19 protein-coding genes and 4 tRNA genes are annotated in these 17,433 nt (G+C 47.7%); 8 read left to right on the top strand and 15 right to left on the bottom strand.

Features of this window, described 5'->3' with window-relative positions; all coding sequences use genetic code 11:
* Nucleotides 1-63: 63 nt before the first annotated feature.
* From HMPREF3052_RS11065 to HMPREF3052_RS11050, 5 genes are all read left to right on the top strand, one after another.
* A tRNA-Gly gene (locus tag HMPREF3052_RS11065) sits at nt 64-139 on the top strand.
* 36 nt (nt 140-175) lie between these two features.
* Nucleotides 176-249: transfer RNA gene (locus HMPREF3052_RS11060), tRNA-Cys, on the top strand.
* A gap of 10 nt (nt 250-259) precedes the next feature.
* Nucleotides 260-337 (top strand) — tRNA-Cys (locus HMPREF3052_RS11850).
* Between the two features lie 21 nt (nt 338-358).
* Nucleotides 359-448 (top strand) — tRNA-Leu (locus tag HMPREF3052_RS11055).
* Between the two features lie 347 nt (nt 449-795).
* On the top strand, nt 796-2,712 hold the full coding sequence (locus tag HMPREF3052_RS11050) for an LTA synthase family protein (protein WP_283126986.1): 1,917 nt from the start codon (nt 796-798) through the stop codon (nt 2,710-2,712).
* A gap of 99 nt (nt 2,713-2,811) precedes the next feature.
* Here HMPREF3052_RS11050 and rfaD read toward each other — a convergent pair whose 3' ends face one another.
* The 12 genes from rfaD to lpxK form a co-directional block, all read right to left on the bottom strand.
* A complete protein-coding gene (rfaD, locus tag HMPREF3052_RS11045; RefSeq protein ID WP_070749855.1) occupies nt 2,812-3,816 on the bottom strand; it encodes an ADP-glyceromanno-heptose 6-epimerase in 1,005 nt (334 codons plus the stop codon).
* A 140-nt stretch (nt 3,817-3,956) separates the two neighbouring features.
* Nucleotides 3,957-4,919: a D-glycero-beta-D-manno-heptose-7-phosphate kinase gene (gene rfaE1 / locus HMPREF3052_RS11040; RefSeq protein WP_070633408.1), complete on the bottom strand. Its 963-nt coding sequence runs from the start codon at nt 4,917-4,919 to the stop codon at nt 3,957-3,959.
* Between the two features lie 41 nt (nt 4,920-4,960).
* The gene (locus tag HMPREF3052_RS11035) at nt 4,961-5,632 is read right to left on the bottom strand and encodes an NAD(P)H-binding protein (protein ID WP_070749854.1); all 672 of its coding nucleotides are present in this window, start codon (nt 5,630-5,632) and stop codon (nt 4,961-4,963) included.
* Nucleotides 5,633-5,645: 13 nt separating this feature from the next.
* Nucleotides 5,646-6,377, bottom strand: coding sequence for an orotidine-5'-phosphate decarboxylase (gene pyrF / locus HMPREF3052_RS11030; RefSeq protein ID WP_070749852.1), 732 nt, complete (start codon nt 6,375-6,377; stop codon nt 5,646-5,648).
* 110 nt (nt 6,378-6,487) lie between these two features.
* Nucleotides 6,488-7,135 carry an adenylate kinase gene (gene adk, locus HMPREF3052_RS11025; RefSeq protein WP_070749850.1) on the bottom strand — a complete coding sequence of 216 codons (648 nt, stop codon included), beginning with the start codon at nt 7,133-7,135 and terminating at the stop codon, nt 6,488-6,490.
* Nucleotides 7,136-7,206: 71 nt separating this feature from the next.
* Nucleotides 7,207-7,725: a hypothetical protein gene (locus tag HMPREF3052_RS11020; RefSeq protein WP_049351207.1), complete on the bottom strand. Its 519-nt coding sequence runs from the start codon at nt 7,723-7,725 to the stop codon at nt 7,207-7,209.
* Nucleotides 7,726-7,746: 21 nt separating this feature from the next.
* Entirely contained in the window at nt 7,747-8,505 is a 759-nt protein-coding gene (kdsB, locus tag HMPREF3052_RS11015; protein ID WP_070749849.1) for a 3-deoxy-manno-octulosonate cytidylyltransferase, read from the bottom strand.
* Nucleotides 8,502-8,684: a Trm112 family protein gene (locus HMPREF3052_RS11010; protein ID WP_049329252.1), complete on the bottom strand. Its 183-nt coding sequence runs from the start codon at nt 8,682-8,684 to the stop codon at nt 8,502-8,504. The genes kdsB and HMPREF3052_RS11010 overlap by 4 nt, the downstream gene beginning before the upstream one ends.
* A 254-nt stretch (nt 8,685-8,938) precedes the next feature.
* Nucleotides 8,939-9,364, bottom strand: coding sequence for a DUF2059 domain-containing protein (locus tag HMPREF3052_RS11005; protein ID WP_283126985.1), 426 nt, complete (start codon nt 9,362-9,364; stop codon nt 8,939-8,941).
* A gap of 48 nt (nt 9,365-9,412) precedes the next feature.
* Nucleotides 9,413-9,829, bottom strand: coding sequence for a hypothetical protein (locus HMPREF3052_RS12115; RefSeq protein WP_283126984.1), 417 nt, complete (start codon nt 9,827-9,829; stop codon nt 9,413-9,415).
* Nucleotides 9,814-10,077, bottom strand: coding sequence for a hypothetical protein (locus HMPREF3052_RS12110; RefSeq protein ID WP_283126983.1), 264 nt, complete (start codon nt 10,075-10,077; stop codon nt 9,814-9,816). Before HMPREF3052_RS12110 ends, HMPREF3052_RS12115 begins: the two co-directional genes overlap by 16 nt.
* A 64-nt stretch (nt 10,078-10,141) precedes the next feature.
* Nucleotides 10,142-11,152 (bottom strand): tetraacyldisaccharide 4'-kinase, encoded by a 1,011-nt coding sequence (gene lpxK / locus HMPREF3052_RS10995; RefSeq protein WP_070749845.1) that lies wholly within the window; start codon nt 11,150-11,152, stop codon nt 10,142-10,144.
* 181 nt (nt 11,153-11,333) lie between these two features.
* Here lpxK and xseA point away from each other — a divergent pair, with 181 nt between their 5' ends.
* From xseA to HMPREF3052_RS10980, 3 genes are all read left to right on the top strand, one after another.
* Complete coding sequence (gene xseA / locus HMPREF3052_RS10990; RefSeq protein WP_070749843.1) at nt 11,334-12,683, top strand: exodeoxyribonuclease VII large subunit; 1,350 nt, start codon at nt 11,334-11,336, stop codon at nt 12,681-12,683.
* A gap of 123 nt (nt 12,684-12,806) precedes the next feature.
* Nucleotides 12,807-13,586 carry a CDP-diacylglycerol--serine O-phosphatidyltransferase gene (pssA, locus tag HMPREF3052_RS10985; protein ID WP_070749841.1) on the top strand — a complete coding sequence of 260 codons (780 nt, stop codon included), beginning with the start codon at nt 12,807-12,809 and terminating at the stop codon, nt 13,584-13,586.
* 1 nt (nt 13,587) lies between these two features.
* Nucleotides 13,588-14,397: a sulfite exporter TauE/SafE family protein gene (locus HMPREF3052_RS10980; RefSeq protein ID WP_070749839.1), complete on the top strand. Its 810-nt coding sequence runs from the start codon at nt 13,588-13,590 to the stop codon at nt 14,395-14,397.
* A gap of 85 nt (nt 14,398-14,482) precedes the next feature.
* On the opposite strand, the gene HMPREF3052_RS10975 is transcribed toward HMPREF3052_RS10980, so the two are convergent.
* From HMPREF3052_RS10975 to HMPREF3052_RS10965, 3 genes are all read right to left on the bottom strand, one after another.
* Nucleotides 14,483-15,163 carry a sulfite exporter TauE/SafE family protein gene (locus tag HMPREF3052_RS10975; protein WP_070749838.1) on the bottom strand — a complete coding sequence of 227 codons (681 nt, stop codon included), beginning with the start codon at nt 15,161-15,163 and terminating at the stop codon, nt 14,483-14,485.
* A 110-nt stretch (nt 15,164-15,273) separates the two neighbouring features.
* Nucleotides 15,274-16,314, bottom strand: a complete 1,041-nt coding sequence (locus HMPREF3052_RS10970; protein ID WP_004520828.1) for an ABC transporter permease — start codon at nt 16,312-16,314, stop codon at nt 15,274-15,276.
* Between the two features lie 36 nt (nt 16,315-16,350).
* Nucleotides 16,351-17,406: an ABC transporter permease subunit gene (locus HMPREF3052_RS10965; protein ID WP_070749837.1), complete on the bottom strand. Its 1,056-nt coding sequence runs from the start codon at nt 17,404-17,406 to the stop codon at nt 16,351-16,353.
* Between the last annotated feature and the right edge of the window lie 27 nt (nt 17,407-17,433).

The following is a 17,433-nucleotide window of genomic DNA, read 5'->3' as shown; positions in this document are numbered from 1 at the left end:
CGCGAGTTCGAGACTCGTTTCCCGCTCCATCTTGATTACTTGTTGATTGTTCTTTTTCAATATGCGGGAATAGCTCAGTTGGTAGAGCGCAACCTTGCCAAGGTTGAGGTCGCGAGTTCGAGACTCGTTTCCCGCTCCAGTTTCAATACTACAAACACTCCAAAGTAGTTTATTTGGCGAGATAGCAAAGTGGTTATGCAGCGGATTGCAAATCCGTCTACGCCGGTTCGATTCCGACTCTCGCCTCCATCCATTTCATGGCGGGGTGGCAGAGTGTTTATGCTATAAGGGGTGCAACCCTTATATAGGCCGGTTCAAATCCGCGCCCCCGCCTCCAATCTCTCGATTTATTGTCTACGCCCGGGTGGTGAAATAGGTAGACACAACGGACTTAAAATCCGTCGGCCCTAAACCGGCCGTGCCGGTTCGATTCCGGCTCCGGGCACCATTTACCGCTTTTAAGCGGTTATTTTTTTATCTAGTACCCACGCCTAATAATAGAAAAGATAGCCCATTAACAGCTTTGTAGTTATAAATACCCACTATTCTATCTAGGACAAGAAATTCATTTAAACCAGTCTATCTCCTTTCCAAACTCAAATCATCATATCATATGATTTCTATAAAAATTATATGCTAGTTTAAAACCCTTAAAAGGTTATAAAATAACGCCGTTTTAAATACTTATTACATATCTAAAAAATGTCTCGTCTACTTACCTACAAAAAAATTCTATGTAATTCTTTTTCATTATGGCTTTGCACTGTTCTAATTCTTTTTATTGAACGATGTTTAATGTCACAATATTATCTATCAGATGATATCCGTAGTCGTTATTCCGAGGATATTATCCAGCTTATGCTCAAAGGGTTATTATTTGATATCAAAGCTGCTTCTGTATTAACGGCATTACCATTTTTACTGGGATTATTCAGCTTATTAAATTCAAAAACTGTTGTAGCATATGGACGGATTCAAGCTCTATTGTCTACAGTATTGTTATCTATCGTTTCTGCTCTGGCTATAGGGAATTGGTTTTATTATGGAGTCTACGAACGCCAATTCGATGTTTTTATTTTTGGTCTTGCAGAGGAAGATACTGTAGCCGTACTCAAAACTATTTGGTCCGATTTCCCAATTATTTGGGGATTAATTGCTTTAGCCATAGCAGTAACCCTTTTTTGGAAATGTTTTTCCCAAATTAACAGATACTCTTTTTCTGCTACTACTACAAGCAAAGCAACTTGGGTTGCTATCATAATGATACCTATCTTAATCTTAAGTATTGGTATACGTGGTTCGTTTGGTAAATTCCCTTTACGTCAAACTTCCATGCAAATTTCAACCTTACCGCAAATAAATAAATTAGTTCCCAATGCACTAATTTCTTTAAATTGGGCTTTTGCAGAACATCGAAACAGTAATAATTTTATCGAGGTTACCGATTCAGATGGTATTGAACTGATGAATCGTCTACAAAATCAAAAAGCTGATGCCAATTTAAATCGCTTATTTACACAAACTAATAAAAATTTGATTGTTGAACAACATAAGCCCAACGTTGTATTTGCTGTTATGGAAAGTATGAGCACTCACTTGCTTTCTCTAAATACGCCTGAACGAGATCTATTAGGTGAATTAGATAAACATTGGAAAGAAGATTGGGTTTATTCACGTTTTATCTCTGAGGGTGATGGCACTAGCGACTCACTACACCGTTTTTTTATTCGTAGCCCACGCCTTAACCTTAGCCAATCTGCTGCTAAAAATAAAACTTTTCCTGGAAACATGTTTAAACCATATCTTGATGCAGGATATCGTATTGTGTATATCACTGCCGGTAATGGGGGGTGGCGTGATTTTGATAGTTTTCTGCGTCATTTGGGTGTACATGAAATTATTGATGAAAATGCGATCAAAGCACGCTACCCTGAAGCCCAATCCAGCACATGGGGAGTACCTGATGAATTTATGTTCCGATATGCAGAAGACGAGTTGAAACAAGCAAAAAAAAATAATACCCCCGTATTCGTCATGATGCTATCAGTAACTAATCACCCCCCATATCAATTACCTAAACCTAACCCAACTAAAGATTTTCATCTCACTGAGCAAGAAAAACAGCGACTTTCCAGTCTAGCAACAGGAAAAGAATTGAATGAGATTTTTAACACATTCCGATATAGCAACGACCAACTTGGACGCTTCATTAGTCATACAAAATCTATTGCACCGGATACTATTATTGCTGCAACTGGAGACCATAATATGCGAGCAATCAGTTATCCTGCACCTAATGAAATTGCCCTTGGCCACAGTGTACCATTCTATCTTTATGTTCCACCTACTTACCGCTCCAATGCAGAATATCATCCTGAGCGGGCAGGCTCACATAAAGACATTTTGCCAACGTTATATAATCTTAGCCTATCAGAAATACCTTATTATCAAACCGGTTGTAATTTGACTGCACCTACTGTTGATTCCTCATGGTGTGGCTATGGTTATAATCCTGAAGTTTTAATCACCAAACATGGTTTTTATAATTTAAACAATCAGGAGTTCCATCGTTGGGATAATCAGGGGCTGCAAACAGCAGAAGCTGAAATCAGCCAACCACCTGCTGAAGATATACCTTTTATTGAACGAGGTAGTGTTTACACTCAATTTTTAGATTGGCAAATTAACCGTATTGCAACTACCCATCACTAAGAATACAACTAAATTTTTATACTATCTTAGTAAAATAAAACCGACTTACCCAAACAGGTAAGTCGGTTTTATTCTCAGACAACATTACTGTACTATTTATTAAACCAAGTTCTCCAGCATCCATTTAACGTAACGGCTGACACCTTGTTTTACATCCAAGAATTCTTCTTTATACCCGGCTTCGCGCAGCTTGGTGATATCCGCTTGAGTAAAGCTCTGATATTTGCCTTTAAGTGCATCGGGGAATGGGATATAACGGATAAGTTCTTCTTCAACCAACTCTTTCAAACTCATTTCAGGTTTGCCTTCGGCTGCACGGCAGGCGTTGACGGTTGCGGCGGCAAGTTCGTTAAATTGTTGGCTACGGCCTGTACCGAGATTGAAGATGCCTGAAAGCTCAGAATGGTCGAAGAAGTAAAGGTTAACTTTGGCCACGTCTTCTACGCTGACAAAGTCGCGTGTTTGCTCGCCATTGCCGTAGCCGTCATTTGCACCAAACAGATTAACATAACCATGCTCGCGGTATTGGTGGAAATGGTGGAAGGCGACTGACGCCATACGGCCTTTGTGTTGCTCCTGTTGTCCGTAAACATTGAAGTAGCGGAATCCGACAACTTGGGCTGTTAGACCTTCCTTCATACGACGACGCAATACTTGGTCAAACAAGAATTTAGAGTAGCCATATACATTGAGCGGTTTTTCCAGTTCGCGCTCTTCGCGGAATATTTCGCCCTTGCCATACACTGCGGCGCTGGAAGCATAAAGGAATGGAATACGTTCATCCTGACACCAGTCCAAGAGATCGAGCGTGTACTGGTAGTTGTTATCCATCATGTAAAGGCCGTCATGATTCATGGTATCGGAACATGCACCTTGATGGAAAACAGCTTCAATATCGTCGTAAGGCAGAAAATGGCCGCGCACTTGGCGGATAAATTCGTGTTTATCGAGATAATGGGCAATTTCACACTCGGCAAGGTTTTTAAATTTTTCGCCTTTGCTCAGATTGTCGACGGCAACAATGTCGGTAATACCGCGTTGGTTAAGTGCTTTGACGATGTTGCTGCCGATAAAGCCGGCCGCGCCTGTTACGATAATGGTCATAATGAATTTCCTTTATTTTGATTTTTCAGACGGCCTTGAAGAAATCATGCCGTCTGAAAATAAAAACTTGTCTGTCTGGATTATTTTCCAACTGTATTTTCAGACGGCCTTTAGGTTTTAAGGCCGTCTGGAAACAGCAATTACTGCTCTTCTAATGCCTTAGTCAATTCGGCAAACGAGCAAACCGCCGTACCAAGTTTCGCTACGACAACCCCTGCCGCAGTATTGGCAAGGTGCATTGCTTCAGGCATGGTATAACCAGCGGCCAAACCCAAACCCACTCCGGCAATAACGGTATCACCCGCACCGGATACATCATAGACTTCTTGAGCCCGTGTAGGCTGATAAATCGGCTCGCCCTCATTGAACAGGGTCATACCCTCTTCGCTTCGGGTCAGCAAAATCGCGGTCAAGTCGAGATGACGGCGCAAATTTTGGGCTTTTTCGGTCAAATCGTTTTCATTTTTCCAGCTGCCCACCACTTCTTTCAACTCTGCACGGTTAGGCGTAATCAGCGTAGCGCCGGCGTATTTTTCGTAATCATCGCCTTTCGGGTCGATTAAAACGGGTTTACCGGCCTGTTTCGCCCAATCGATCATATCGGAAATATGCGACAAACCGCCCTTGCCGTAATCTGAAAAAATAATGGCATCGTATTCAGGCAACACTTCTCGATATTGATGCTTGATTTGTTCCAACACCTCACGATGAGGCGATTCTTCAAAATCAAGTCGGATAAGCTGCTGATTGCGGGCAACAACGCGCAATTTAACAGTAGTCGCAATTTGCTTGTCGCGCATCAGATAGGAAGAAACGCCGTCTTGCACCATCAATGCGTCTAACGCATCTGCAGCTTCATCATCGCCGGTCACGGACAACAGCCCTACTTTACCGCCCAATGAGGCGATATTACGCGCAACGTTCGCCGCTCCGCCCGCGCGTTGGTCGATACGGGCGATTTTCGCCACCGGTACGGGGGCTTCGGGCGAAATACGGGACACGTCGCCAAACCAATAGCGGTCAAGCATTACGTCGCCGACAACAAGGACTTTGGCTTGTGCAAAACGGGATTTGAGGGTTTCTTGTTGGAACTTGGTTACCATACTGGCTCCATTAAAATCTCTGTGTAAGGCTTGTTATCAGATTATTGATCTAACAGCCTAAAAATATCTTGAGGCTCATATACCTGCATATGGTTTTTCGAGTACGACGCCTGTTCATGAGATGACAACAACGCTGCTTTCAGCATGGCTTGTGCCAATTTTTCGACAGCAAGCGGACGTTGGCTTTTCAGCATGCTGATGCGGTTGAGTACGCGAAAAATCCGTTCGGCAATTTTCTCACCCAATCGATCGCTATTCGGACGAATCAATAAGGGCGGGCGGAAAATAATAAGGTGCGGAAAATTCAAAGCGATAATTGCTTGTTCCAATTCGCCCTTCATCCGTTGATAAAACAGGCGCGAAGCAGAATTTGCACCGGAAGCAGAAACCAAAACCAAAGCATTGACGCCGTTTTGTCTGGCTGCTTTGGCAAATTCAAGATTCGCCTCATAATCGATTGCCCATTGCGCTTCTTTACTGCCAGCCGCTTTCAGAGTTGTCCCCAAGCAGGCAAACAATACATCGCCCTGCACTTCTTCGCACCAATTATCAGGATGAGAAAAATCAATCTGATGGCTATTTAGCTTTTGGTGGGTAAATTCAGGATGTCTGCGACCAAAACAGTCGATAGACTCAACCTCTGAACTGGCTGCAAGCAGAGGCAACAAAGATTTCCCTGTCGCTCCTGTGGCACCAATTATAATCGCCTTCATACTTCAAACGGCCTTAAGCGTTGGCTACTCGATTGACTTCACGCAATACCGCTACCGGATCGGCAGCTTTGGTTACCGGGCGACCCATTACCAAATAGGTTGAACCGGCAGCCAATGCTTCGGCTGGTGTCATAATACGGCGTTGGTCGTCGTTATTGCCGGCAACGTCCAAACGGATGCCCGGTGTGACCAAGACAAAATCCTGTCCCAATTCGCAACGCAGCGGCGCGGCTTCTTGAGCGGAACATACCACGCCGTCCAAGCCTGAACTTTGCGCCAGTTTCGCCAAGCGGATGACTTGTTCTTCAGGAGCAATGTTCAAACCGATTTCTGCCAAGTCGCTTTGTTCCATGCTGGTCAACACGGTTACGCCGATCAAGAGCGGCTTGGTTTGATATCCGGCAACGGCTTCTGCTGCGGCTTCCATCATGCGGCGGCCACCGGAAGCGTGCATATCGACCATCCAAACGCCCATATCGGCGGCAACTTTACAGGCCTGTGCGACTGTGTGGGGAATATCGTGGTATTTCAAATCGAGGAAAAGTTTGAAACCTTGATTGATTAAGCTTTCCGCTAAATTACGGCCGGTTGCGGTAAACAGCTCTTTGCCGATTTTGATTTGACACAGTGTCGGGTCAAGATTGCGGACAAATCTGAGCGTATCTTTTTCGTTGGCAAAATCAAGGGCGACGATAACGGGAGTGCGTTGTTGCTGAGTTTGGAAGTCGGAGATCAAGGGATTCATAAGATGCCTGCGGATAAACGGTTATAGCTTCGATTTTAACAGCTTTTGTACACAAAAGGCCGTCTGAAAATATTTTTTCAGACGGCCTCATGATTTTACTTCGGCAAAACTTATTTGCCCAAACCTTTCAATACTTCGGCTTTCACGGCCTCTACCGGTTGAGTGCCGTCAACCTTGATGTATTTCGGTGCATGTTCGCCTTCCAGTTTGCTGTAAAAATCAACCAAAACTTCGGTTTGCTCATGGTAAACGGCAAGGCGTTTTTTCACGGTTTCTTCTTCGTCGTCGTCGCGTTGAATCAAATCTTCGCCGGTTACGTCGTCTTTGCCTTCGACTTTAGGCGGATTGTAGGTAACATGGTAAGTACGGCCCGAAGCCAAGTGAACGCGGCGGCCGCTCATGCGGTCGACAATCACGCTGTCGGGTACGTCGATTTCAACGACCGCGTCCAAATCCACGCCCGCTTCAACCATGGCTTCGGCTTGTGCCAATGTGCGTGGGAAACCGTCAAACAGGAAACCGTTTTTGCAGTCGTCTTGGGCAATGCGCTCTTTAACCATGCCGATAATGATGTCATCGCGTACCAAACCGCCTTCATCAATGATTTTTTTTGCTTCCAAACCCAGCGGAGTGCCTGCTTTGATGGCGGCGCGGAGCATGTCGCCGGTAGAAATTTGAGGAATGCCGAATGCAGCAGTGATGAATTGAGCCTGTGTGCCTTTGCCGGCGCCTGGCGCGCCCAACAATAATACTTTCATGATGAGTCCTTTTGGTTGACGGATTTAATGTTCAGATAATTTTACACGGCTTGTGTTTATCGTTCAAAACTTCAGACGGCCTCTTTCTGGCCGAAATGCTTCCATGCATCGTCGTGCATTTCGATAAACCATGAGTCTTCCGGGAATCGCTCTATCGCGTCTTTCAAAGTGGAAAGCAAGTTTTGCGATAAGGCTTTCGCCAAATATTCTTCTTCATTGGCTTCGGCCGCTTTGTCAGGCTGCTGCGCCAAACCGATTGCACGGGTTTGATGGCCATGAGCCAAGTAGTTGAGTGCAATGATTTTTTGTGCCCAAAGCTGCGGAATATCGGGATTATCTTGCAGCAATACTGACAAAATTGATACAGCAACGGTCAAGCGTCCGCCGTTCATACGCAAGTCCAACGACTGATTGGGCGGCAAAGTGCTGAGCATTTCTGCCATGCGGAACCAAAACTCGCCGCTGGCCTGTTCCGGCGCCTCTATTTTAAGCATGTCATAGTTGAATTCTTGTTCGTCATCTCTTACCAGCTTCTCCACGTCGGCAAGCAATTTTTGTTCTTCACGGCTCAAATAGCGGAAATCATTCATGTCTTTTCCTTTCAGACGGCCTTAAGCTTTAAACGCAACACGTACTCTGTCCAAATCTTCCTGCGTATCCACACCGGCAGCAGGCGCTTCTTGGGTGATTTCAACAGCAATCGGATAACCGTGCCACAGGACGCGCAACTGTTCCAGCGATTCGATGGTTTCCAAAGGAGAAACATCCATTTCGGAATAGCGTTGCAGGAAGCCTGCACGATAGGCATAAATGCCGATGTGGCGCAAAACGGCTGTTTCGGAAGGCAATTCGCGTTTTTCGGCGCGCATGGCGTCGCGCGGATAAGGAATCGGGGCACGGCTGAAATAGATGGCGTTGCGGTTTTTGTCGAGGATGACTTTGACGACATTGGGATTCATAAACTCGTCAAAATCGTGCAATTCATGGGCGGCGGTTGCCATTTGCACATTGTTTTCAACCAAAACTTCGGCTGTACGGTTGATGAGCTTGGGGTCGATTAAAGGCTCATCGCCTTGTACGTTCACAACAATCAGATGCTGCGGCAGTTTCAGCGTATTGGCCGCTTCGGCAAGGCGCGTTGTACCGCTTTCATGTTGATTGGAAGTCATGACCACTTCGACGCCATGCGCCTGACAGGCCGTCTGAATATCGGGATGGTCGGTGGCAACGACAACACGCGCGGCCTTGCTTTTCGCCGCTTGTTCGGCGACACGCACAACCATCGGTTTACCGTGAATATCGGCCAAAGCCTTACCCGGCAGACGTGAAGAATCCAACCGCGCCGGAATCAATACGACAAATTCGGTCATGCTTTCAGTTCCTCTTCGCTCAACGGGCGCGCTTCGTTTTCCAACATATAAGGGATGCCGTCACGAATAGGATAAGCCAGCTTCGCCTGACGGCTCCACAATTCCTGTTTGTCTTGATGGTATTCGAGTTTGCCTTTGGTCACAGGACAAACGAGGATGTCTAAGAATTTTTTTTCCATGGGGTTTACTTTCAGGTTTGATAGTTTTAGCGAAAATCACTTTGCTCGTTTTGGCGAAACTTGCTACGCTTGTTTTCAGACGGCCTCAAGCGGCATCATTTTTTCTGTGCCGTTTTCTTTGCTTGCCGCGTACAGACTTGGTCAGGATTTTTGCCGTTGCACATGATCTGACGGATTTCACGGGCTAAGTTTTCGTTTTGACTGGATTTTTCGTATTTTTCGGTGATGATACTCAATATTAGACAATATTAGATTCATTGTGATCTCAAAATAGCACGGCGTTTTAGTAAGTATAATTGCCCCACTGCCGTGCCGTAAAAGTCAATCAATCTATTGACTTCTTCCTGAGTATAAACCGCCTTTATACCGTCTAAAGCTGCTTTATGTACCTGGGTATTCTCTTGTAATGCATTAATTTCGTTAATTAATTGATTTGTATATTTTTTAAGGACCTCTTCTAACTGTGGACGCTTATCTTTGGGCACATCTTTCAAAAAATCCTGTATCTTCGGATCAGAAAGTACAATACCTCCAACGCTTTGGAGAGACTGGTCTAACAGAGCATCCATCTTCTGCACTTCAAACAACCGCTCCAGCGACGCATCACTGGGCGGCGCGGCAAACGCATTGGCACACAAGGCCAAAGCAGCAAAAGGCAACAATAAAGTTTTCAATTTCATTTTTTCTACCTACTTAATAAATATCAATATTTTCAGACGGCCTGCACATTATTTGTCACATTCCGAAGAATGTTTATTGCCCTTACACAAAATATCGCGCGTTTGCGCCTCAAAAGCGGGCGTATATTTCCTGCTTGCGTTGATATAGTTGTTGCTCATCGTCTTTTCAACAATCTCATCATTCAATTTGTCGAAACGTTCCATCTTTTCAAATGCAGACTTACCGGCCCCATGCTCAAATACTTTTACTATGCTATCCACGTCTGCTTGGCTCAGCACATTGTCAATATCTCCGCCATGCTGTCTGAGATGATTGATTTTTTTCAAAATACCCTTGCCCCGAGGGGAAGAGAAGAAGCTGTTGAGTACATCGACTTCTTCTTGTGTAAATACTTTCTGTACGGCACGCTTTTCTTCATCCAACCATTGCTTTTTCAACTCAGGGCGGCTCAAATCGTCTTGCATGTTTTCATATAACGGCTGATGACCGCCTTCATCTGCGCTTTTTGAGCTTTGGGCGTCATCGTTAACAAGCGCTCATTGTCCTCTTTATTCACCATCTCCAAAGAACGTTGCACTTTCTCGCTATAATTACTGCTTATCCCTTGAATCTCCAACCATTTCATTGCAGATTCATCACTTGGTTTAGCAGCTAAGCTTTGAGTGGATACAAATAAAGCTGCGCAAGCGACCAACAAATATTTTAACTTCATGATTTACTCCTATCGCGTAGTTTGAAGATCATCTTTAAAACATCTGTAAAACATCTATAAGCATTTAGATTGAAACATTCGCGGATACAAACGCCGCCAAGTCCGGCTCAATTATCGCATAAACAGGCAAGACCCACACATGATTCAGGCCGTGGCCGTCTGAAAATTTGACTGCATCCTTTTCCGTGATAATCACCACATCTGCGTCCGGCAAATCCGCTGCCGTAATATCTGCATGATCAGGCAAGGCAACGGTTTGTTTCAAAGCAATATTCATGCTTTGCAACGTATTGAAAAAACGCTCCGGCTTAGCGATACCGGCGACGGCGGCGACGATTTGATTTCCTAAGCCCGCCAAATCCAATTTTTCAGACGGCCTGTTCAAACGGTAAATCTGCCCTGTTTCAATATGGCTGGCAAACATATTTTCAGACGGCCTGAATGCCATATCTGCTTGCCCCCCGCTGACGACGACCGCATCAACGGAAGCCAATCGAGACAAAGGTTCGCGCAGGCTGCCGTTGGGCAGTAAATCCAAATTGGTGCGACCAGTATCTGCCACTGGAAATACGGCAATTTCCATATCGCGTTGCAAGGCATAATGTTGCAAGCCGTCGTCGGCCACAATCAATTCAAGCTCAGGATGCGCCGCAAGCAATGCCCTGCCTGCGTCTGCACGGCTACTGCCTACCGCCGTCAGCGCACCGGTTTGACGAAACAGCAATAAAGGCTCGTCGCCTGCATCTGCCGCACTGCTGGCTGTATTCAATACATGAACCGCCTTGCTCTTGCGCCCGTAACCTTGGCTGATGATGCCGACCTTAACGCCCTTTTCCTGCAAACCCGACACCAGCGCGGCGACTATCGGCGTTTTCCCTGTTCCGCCTGCATGGATATTGCCGACCACCACCACAGGCACAGGTAATTTTTCGCTTTTCAGACGGCCTGAAACAAAATCATCGCGCCGTTTCACCGCAATTTTGGCAAACAGCTTGGACAATGGTTTTAACAGCAAAGACAAAAACGGATTGGGGGATTGCCAATGGCGTTCGATAATTTGGTGGAGTTTGGGCATACACACGGCTTTTGAGGCGAAAATCAAACGATAATATAACACAAGCCCGCCCAGACAAGGCCGTCTGAACATGCGGCTTTGATAATATTAAAACAAAGGGCGCAAGTTTCATGAAAACGAATACAACGAATGGCTCTAAAACCCTTATAATTCAGCTTTCAAAAATTTTTCCCGTTTCACAATGTCCGAACTTTTCGCGCCCTCCTCCATTTCCGTATCCGAGCTCAACGCCCTTGCCAAAGCCTTGCTGGAAGACCATCTTGCAGGCTTATGGATTGCCGGCGAAGTATCCAACCTGACCCGTGCCGCCAGCGGACATTATTATTTCTCGCTCAAAGACAGCCGCGCTCAGGTACGTTGCGCGATGTTTAGGGGTGCGGCCATGCGTTTGGCAAAGCCTTTGAAAGAAGGCGACCATATCGAAGTATCCGGAAAAATCAGTATTTATGAAGCGCGGGGTGAATTTCAAATTACCGTAAATGAGGTGCGGCTCAAAGGTTTGGGGCAGCTTTACGAAGCCTATGAACGATTGAAGGCACAGTTGCAGGCGGAAGGCGCGTTTTCAGCGGAACGCAAAAAACCGTTGCCTGCCCGTCCGCAATGTATCGGCATCGTCACCAGTCTGGCGGCGGCGGCTTTGCGCGATGTCGTGACCACCTTAAACCGCCGCGCACCCGAAATCCCCGTTATCGTTTATCCAACGTCCGTTCAAGGCACAGGCAGCGAGTTGCAAATTGCCCAAGCGATTAAAACCGCTTCGCAACGCGCCGAGTGCGATGTGTTGATTGTCTGTCGCGGCGGCGGCAGCATTGAAGACTTGTGGGCGTTTAATGAAGAGCCGGTCGTACGCGCCATCGAAGCCTGCTCAATTCCCGTCGTCAGCGGCGTAGGACACGAAACCGATTTCACACTCGCCGATTTTGTCGCCGACGTGCGCGCGCCCACGCCGACCGGCGCGGCGGAACTGGTCAGCCCCAACCGCCAAGAATCACTACATCGCCTCGCCCAAGCGCAAGGCCGTCTGAAAACCGTTTTGGAACAACGCTATTTCGATGCCAGCCAAAAACTCGACTGGCTGGCGCGGCAAATCCGTCATCCGCGCCAAAAACTTGACGAGCAGCGTGCCTCAATCAGCAAGCTGGCGCAAATGCTGTCTTACTCGATGACGCAAAACCTCCGCACCCATACCGCCCGTTTTGAACGCCAAACCCAAACCCTGAAACATTGCCGACCTGATGTTTCTGGTTACACACAAAATATCGACCGCTTTCAGACGACCTTGTCGCATTCCTTCCGCCAGCTGCTTACCCACCGCCGTCAAAGCCTGACCGCCCAAGCCGCATTGCTCGAAGCCGTATCGCCGCAGCATATTCTGGAGCGCGGCTTTTCGGTCGTCAAAAACACTCGCGGACAAGTCATCCGCAATGCCGATACGTTGAAACAAGGACAAAAACTGCACATCACTTTTGCCGACGGCGAAACCGACGTACGCGTGACCAAAGAGCAGGCGCAGGGCGAGTTGTTTGACTGACAAAATAAAGGCCGTCTGAAACTTTATGCGATTGAAGTGAAACTATGTCTGCCTTTTAAAAATCCTTAACCAACCAATGCGGTATAATGCCTCATCTGCACACGCAGCATATACGGAAACATTATGGACAACTCACAAAATACAGAAAATCCGATTCCTCCACGCAACTCTATCCGCAAAAACAGCATTTACCTGCTACCCAATTCCTTTACCATCGCCGCACTGTTTTGCGCCTTCTTCGCCATTACCCAGTCCATGCACGGACGTTATGAAACAGCGGCGATTGCAGTTTTCCTTTCCATGCTGCTCGACGGCATGGACGGACGCGTTGCCCGTTTGACCAACAGCCAGAGCGCGTTCGGCGAACAGCTCGACAGCCTTGCCGATATGGTCAGCTTCGGCGTGGCGCCTGCCCTGATTGCCTACAAATGGCAACTTTGGCAGTTTGGCAAAATCGGTTATTCCGTCGCCTTTATCTACTGCGCCTGCGCCGCCCTGCGTTTGGCGCTGTTTAACACGCTCATCGGAAAAGTCGATAAACGCTGGTTTATCGGCGTTCCAAGCCCGACCGCCGCTGCGTTGATTGTCGGCCTGATTTGGGTCAACCACAGCATCGAACGCTTCCCCGGCGTGCATTGGTGGGCATTGGGCATTACCCTGTTTGCCGGTATTTCCATGATTGTGCAGATTCCGTTTTGGAGCTTCAAAGAAATCAACATCCGCCGCCAAGTGCCGTTTATGGGCATGGTATTGGCCGTGTTGGTATTGCTGCTCATCAACTGGAAGCCTTCGCTCGTCCTCTTCTTATTCTTCCTCGGTTACAGCCTGTCCGGTTATGTGATGGCAGTCATCCGCTGGTTTAAAAAACGCCGCAAGGCACACAAACACGACAAGGCCGTCTGAAATGTGGTCTTGGGACATCATCCTTCCCCTGCTCGCCGTCGGCAGCGCGGCTGGCTTTATTGCCGGACTATTCGGCGTAGGCGGCGGCACGTTAATTGTTCCCGTTGTCTTATGGGCGTTACAGCTGCAAGGCATAGGCGGCCACCCCTATGCCCAGCATCTAGCCATCGGCACTTCCTTTGCCGTCATGGTGTTTACTACCTTCTCCAGTATGTACGCCCAACATAAAAAGCACGCCATCGATTGGGCGACCGTCCGCCGGATGACGCCGGGCATGATACTCGGCGTACTCCTCGGCGCGGTGTCGGCAAAATATATGCCGACGCTGGCTTTGCAGGTTTTCTTTATTGCATTTCTTGCCTTTATCGCACTAAAAACCCTACGCGATTCCAAACCCAAACCTTCACGCACCCTGCCTACCCTCCCCGGCCTGACAGCCGTCGGCACGCTTTTTGGGGCTGCTTCGAGTTGGGTCGGTATCGGCGGCGGTTCACTATCCGTTCCATTTCTGCTGTATTGCAACTTTCCGGCGCACCGTGCCATCGGCACATCTTCAGGTCTGGCATGGCCGATTGCGATTGCCGGCACCATCGGCTATTTTGCCAACGGTTTGCATATTGCCAACCTGCCTGAAGGCGCGGCAGGCTTTATCTATCTTCCAGCCGTGGCCATATTGAGCGTTGCTACCATCCTCTTTGCGCCACTCGGCGTAAAAACGGCGCACAAGCTGCCTGCCCGAAAACTCAAAATCGCCTTCGGCATTATGTTGTTGCTGATTGCAGCCAAGATGGCTTGGAATTTGATACATTAATTTTTCTTGTGAAAAAAGCCGTCTGAAAATCTTTCAGACGGCCTTTTAAATTGCAAAACAACAAACTAAATAAATCCCCTTTACCTTACCCGATTTGCCCCATTGCAAATACGGCCAAGCGCCATATCGCCCATCCTGCCACCAACAATCCGGCGCACAACCGAACCATGCGTTTTTGCAGAAAGGTTTTCAACTGCGCTGCAAATATGCCCATCGCGAGCAAGTTCGGCAAGGTCCCCAATGCAAACGCCAGCATATACAGCCCGCCGTGCAAGGCATTGCCGCTGCCCAAAGCATACAAAGACGCGCTGTACACCAAACCGCAAGGCAGCCAGCCCCAAAGCACGCCCACGCCGAAACAGGCAGGCACTGATTTAATCGGCAGCAATTTGTTCAGTAAAGGATTCAGGCGTTTCCATATCGGTTTGCCGATGCGTTCGATTTTGGTTGCGGCAGTGGAAATACCGGCAAGATAGAGACCGAGCAAAAGCAGCAAGATATTGGCGGCAATATACAAACCGTTTTGAACCGCGCGCGTATCGTCCAAGGAAATGCCGACCTGCCCGACCAAACCGACCAACAGACCGATGACGACATAGCTGCTGATGCGCCCCAAGTTCAACAATACAATCAGCCCGATTCGGTTTAAATGGGGCGGCAGTTGCAAAGCGAATGCGCTGCTCAAGCCGCCGCACATGCCAACGCAATGCGTTCCGCCAAAAAAGCCGAGCAGAAAAAGAGTAAGAAATGTGATTTCTTGATTCATGGTTTTTAATGATTCAAACGAATGGATGAGGCCGTCTGAAACTTTTCAGACGGCCCTGAGAATGCAGGATAAGCTTTTCCGCCCACCCTCTTCACGCTTTAGAAAAGCAATTAACTGCGTGCGCGTACGTCAAATGCCTGACGCAAACCTTCGCCAATCATGACCAGCAAAAGCAGCATCACCGTCAGCGTGGCAACGGCAGACAGGCCGATCCACCACGCGTCCAAGTTGTCTTTGCCTTGCGCCAGCAACTCGCCCAAACTTGCCTGTGAAGCAGGTACGCCCAAGCCCAAGAAGTCCAAACTGGTCAGAGCGAGTACCGCACCGGAAATACGGAAAGGCAGAAAGGCCAATACCGGTGTCAAGCTGTTGGGCAGGATATGGCGCCACATGATTTCACGGTTGCCCACGCCCATCGCGCGCGCCGCCAAAACGTAATCTGTCTGACGGTTTTTCAAAAACTCGGCGCGGACATAGTCGGACAAGCCCATCCAGCCGAAAAGCGACAGCAACACCAGCAAAATCAACAGCCCCGGATTAAAGAACGAAGACAGGATAATCAAGAGGTACAACTCCGGCATACCGCCCCAAACCTCGATAAAACGCTGCATCAGAAGGTCGGTTTTGCCGCCGAAATAACCCTGCACCGCGCCTGCAACCACGCCGATTACGGTAGTCACCACAGTCAACACCAAGGCAAACAATAGCGAATCGCGGAAACCGTAAACCAAGCGCGCCAACAGGTCGCGGCCGCGGTCGTCCGTTCCCAAAATATGCCGTTCGGACGGTTTGGCCGGATCAGGTGCCGTATCAAAATCGTTCAAGGTATCGGCATCGTAAGGATTGGGCAGGTAAAGGGCAAAATTGCCGTCTGAAGTGATGTTGTGGCGGATAAGCGGATCCAGATAATCCGCAGGCGTATCGAAATCGCCGCCAAATGTGGTTTCGTTATATTCGTTTACCAAGGGGAAGAAATACTCGCCCTGATAGCGTATCCACAAAGGTTTGTCGTTGCTCCACAAAGGTGCAAGCAAAGTGACGACAAATAAAACGGCCAAAATCCGTAAAGCCAACCAACCGCGCTTATGCTGCTTAAATGCTTGCCAAGTAGGGTTTGAAGTAGATTTTTTCTTTTTCATGGTTCGAAACATTCTTTAATAATGGATTGAAGATATTTTCAGACGGCCTTATTTCTGTCCGCCAAAGTGAATACGCGGATCGACCCATGAATAAGAAATATCCGACACCAATTTAGCCAACAACCCCATCAGCGTGAACACATACAGCGTACCCATTACGACAGGATAATCCCGTTTCATCACTGCCTCGTAAGACAGCAAACCCAACCCATCCAGCGAGAACAACGTTTCAATCAACAGGCTTCCGGTAAAGAATGCGCCGATAAATGCGGCCGGGAAACCGGTAATCAGAGGAATCATGGCGTTGCGGAAAATATGTTTCCACAAAATCTGTTTCTCAGGCAAGCCCTTGGCTCGTGCGGTATAAACATATTGACGGCGGATTTCTTCAAGGAACACATTTTTCGTCAATACGGTCATCACCGCCAAGTTACCTGCCACCGAAGCGGTAATCGGCAAAGCCATATGCCACAAATAATCTTTGACTTTACCTGCCCAAGAGAGCGTATCGAAATCATCACCGACCAAGCCTCCCTGTGGGAACCAGGCAAAAAAGCTGCCGCCGCCAAACAACACCAGCAACACCAAACCCAATACAAACGGCGGTACGGTATAACCGACCAAAATAATCATACCCGTAACCGTATCAAATCGGCTGCCATCCCTGACCGCCTTGGCAATACCCAACGGAATACATATCAAATAAGTTAAGAAGAATGTCCACAAACCCAAACTCATCGATACCGGCATTTTCTCTTTCACCAGCTCAAATACGGTTTGGTGGTGGAAAAAGCTCTCGCCCAAATCGAAACGGGCGAATTTCCATACCATATCGACAAAACGCGTCACAGGCGGCTTGTCGAAACCGTACAAAGCATTCAGCGCGGCCAAATCTTCCGCACTGATGCGGTTGCCGTTTTTAGCCAAAGTTCCGGGCATACTGTGACCTGCTGTTTCGCCGCCAACTGCACCCTGCGTCAGCTGCTGAACCATCTGCTCCACCGGTCCGCCCGGCACGAATTGGATAACGGCAAAAGTAATCGCCAAAATCCCCAACAACGTGGGAATCAAAAGGAGCAAACGTTGAAAGATATAACGCCACATGGTTAAGTGTTCCTCTATTTTTTTTGA

Source organism: Neisseria sp. HMSC056A03 (assembly GCF_001815685.1).
GTDB lineage: Bacteria > Pseudomonadota > Gammaproteobacteria > Burkholderiales > Neisseriaceae > Neisseria > Neisseria subflava.
This window is presented reverse-complemented; position numbering and strand designations above follow the sequence as displayed.

Bases quoted from the DNA above. Each gene is read 5' to 3' on its own strand.
- HMPREF3052_RS11050 (WP_283126986.1), top strand. From the start codon at position 796: ATGTCACAATATTATCTATCAGATGATATCCGTAGTCGTTATTCCGAG.
- rfaD (WP_070749855.1), bottom strand. From the start codon at position 3,816: ATGACCATTATCGTAACAGGCGCGGCCGGCTTTATCGGCAGCAACATC.
- rfaE1 (WP_070633408.1), bottom strand. From the start codon at position 4,919: ATGGTAACCAAGTTCCAACAAGAAACCCTCAAATCCCGTTTTGCACAA.
- HMPREF3052_RS11035 (WP_070749854.1), bottom strand. From the start codon at position 5,632: ATGAAGGCGATTATAATTGGTGCCACAGGAGCGACAGGGAAATCTTTG.
- pyrF (WP_070749852.1), bottom strand. From the start codon at position 6,377: ATGAATCCCTTGATCTCCGACTTCCAAACTCAGCAACAACGCACTCCC.
- adk (WP_070749850.1), bottom strand. From the start codon at position 7,135: ATGAAAGTATTATTGTTGGGCGCGCCAGGCGCCGGCAAAGGCACACAG.
- HMPREF3052_RS11020 (WP_049351207.1), bottom strand. From the start codon at position 7,725: ATGAATGATTTCCGCTATTTGAGCCGTGAAGAACAAAAATTGCTTGCC.
- kdsB (WP_070749849.1), bottom strand. From the start codon at position 8,505: ATGACCGAATTTGTCGTATTGATTCCGGCGCGGTTGGATTCTTCACGT.
- HMPREF3052_RS11010 (WP_049329252.1), bottom strand. From the start codon at position 8,684: ATGGAAAAAAAATTCTTAGACATCCTCGTTTGTCCTGTGACCAAAGGC.
- HMPREF3052_RS11005 (WP_283126985.1), bottom strand. From the start codon at position 9,364: ATGAAATTGAAAACTTTATTGTTGCCTTTTGCTGCTTTGGCCTTGTGT.
- HMPREF3052_RS12115 (WP_283126984.1), bottom strand. From the start codon at position 9,829: ATGCAAGACGATTTGAGCCGCCCTGAGTTGAAAAAGCAATGGTTGGAT.
- HMPREF3052_RS12110 (WP_283126983.1), bottom strand. From the start codon at position 10,077: ATGAAGTTAAAATATTTGTTGGTCGCTTGCGCAGCTTTATTTGTATCC.
- lpxK (WP_070749845.1), bottom strand. From the start codon at position 11,152: ATGCCCAAACTCCACCAAATTATCGAACGCCATTGGCAATCCCCCAAT.
- xseA (WP_070749843.1), top strand. From the start codon at position 11,334: ATGTCCGAACTTTTCGCGCCCTCCTCCATTTCCGTATCCGAGCTCAAC.
- pssA (WP_070749841.1), top strand. From the start codon at position 12,807: ATGGACAACTCACAAAATACAGAAAATCCGATTCCTCCACGCAACTCT.
- HMPREF3052_RS10980 (WP_070749839.1), top strand. From the start codon at position 13,588: ATGTGGTCTTGGGACATCATCCTTCCCCTGCTCGCCGTCGGCAGCGCG.
- HMPREF3052_RS10975 (WP_070749838.1), bottom strand. From the start codon at position 15,163: ATGAATCAAGAAATCACATTTCTTACTCTTTTTCTGCTCGGCTTTTTT.
- HMPREF3052_RS10970 (WP_004520828.1), bottom strand. From the start codon at position 16,314: ATGTTTCGAACCATGAAAAAGAAAAAATCTACTTCAAACCCTACTTGG.
- HMPREF3052_RS10965 (WP_070749837.1), bottom strand. From the start codon at position 17,406: ATGTGGCGTTATATCTTTCAACGTTTGCTCCTTTTGATTCCCACGTTG.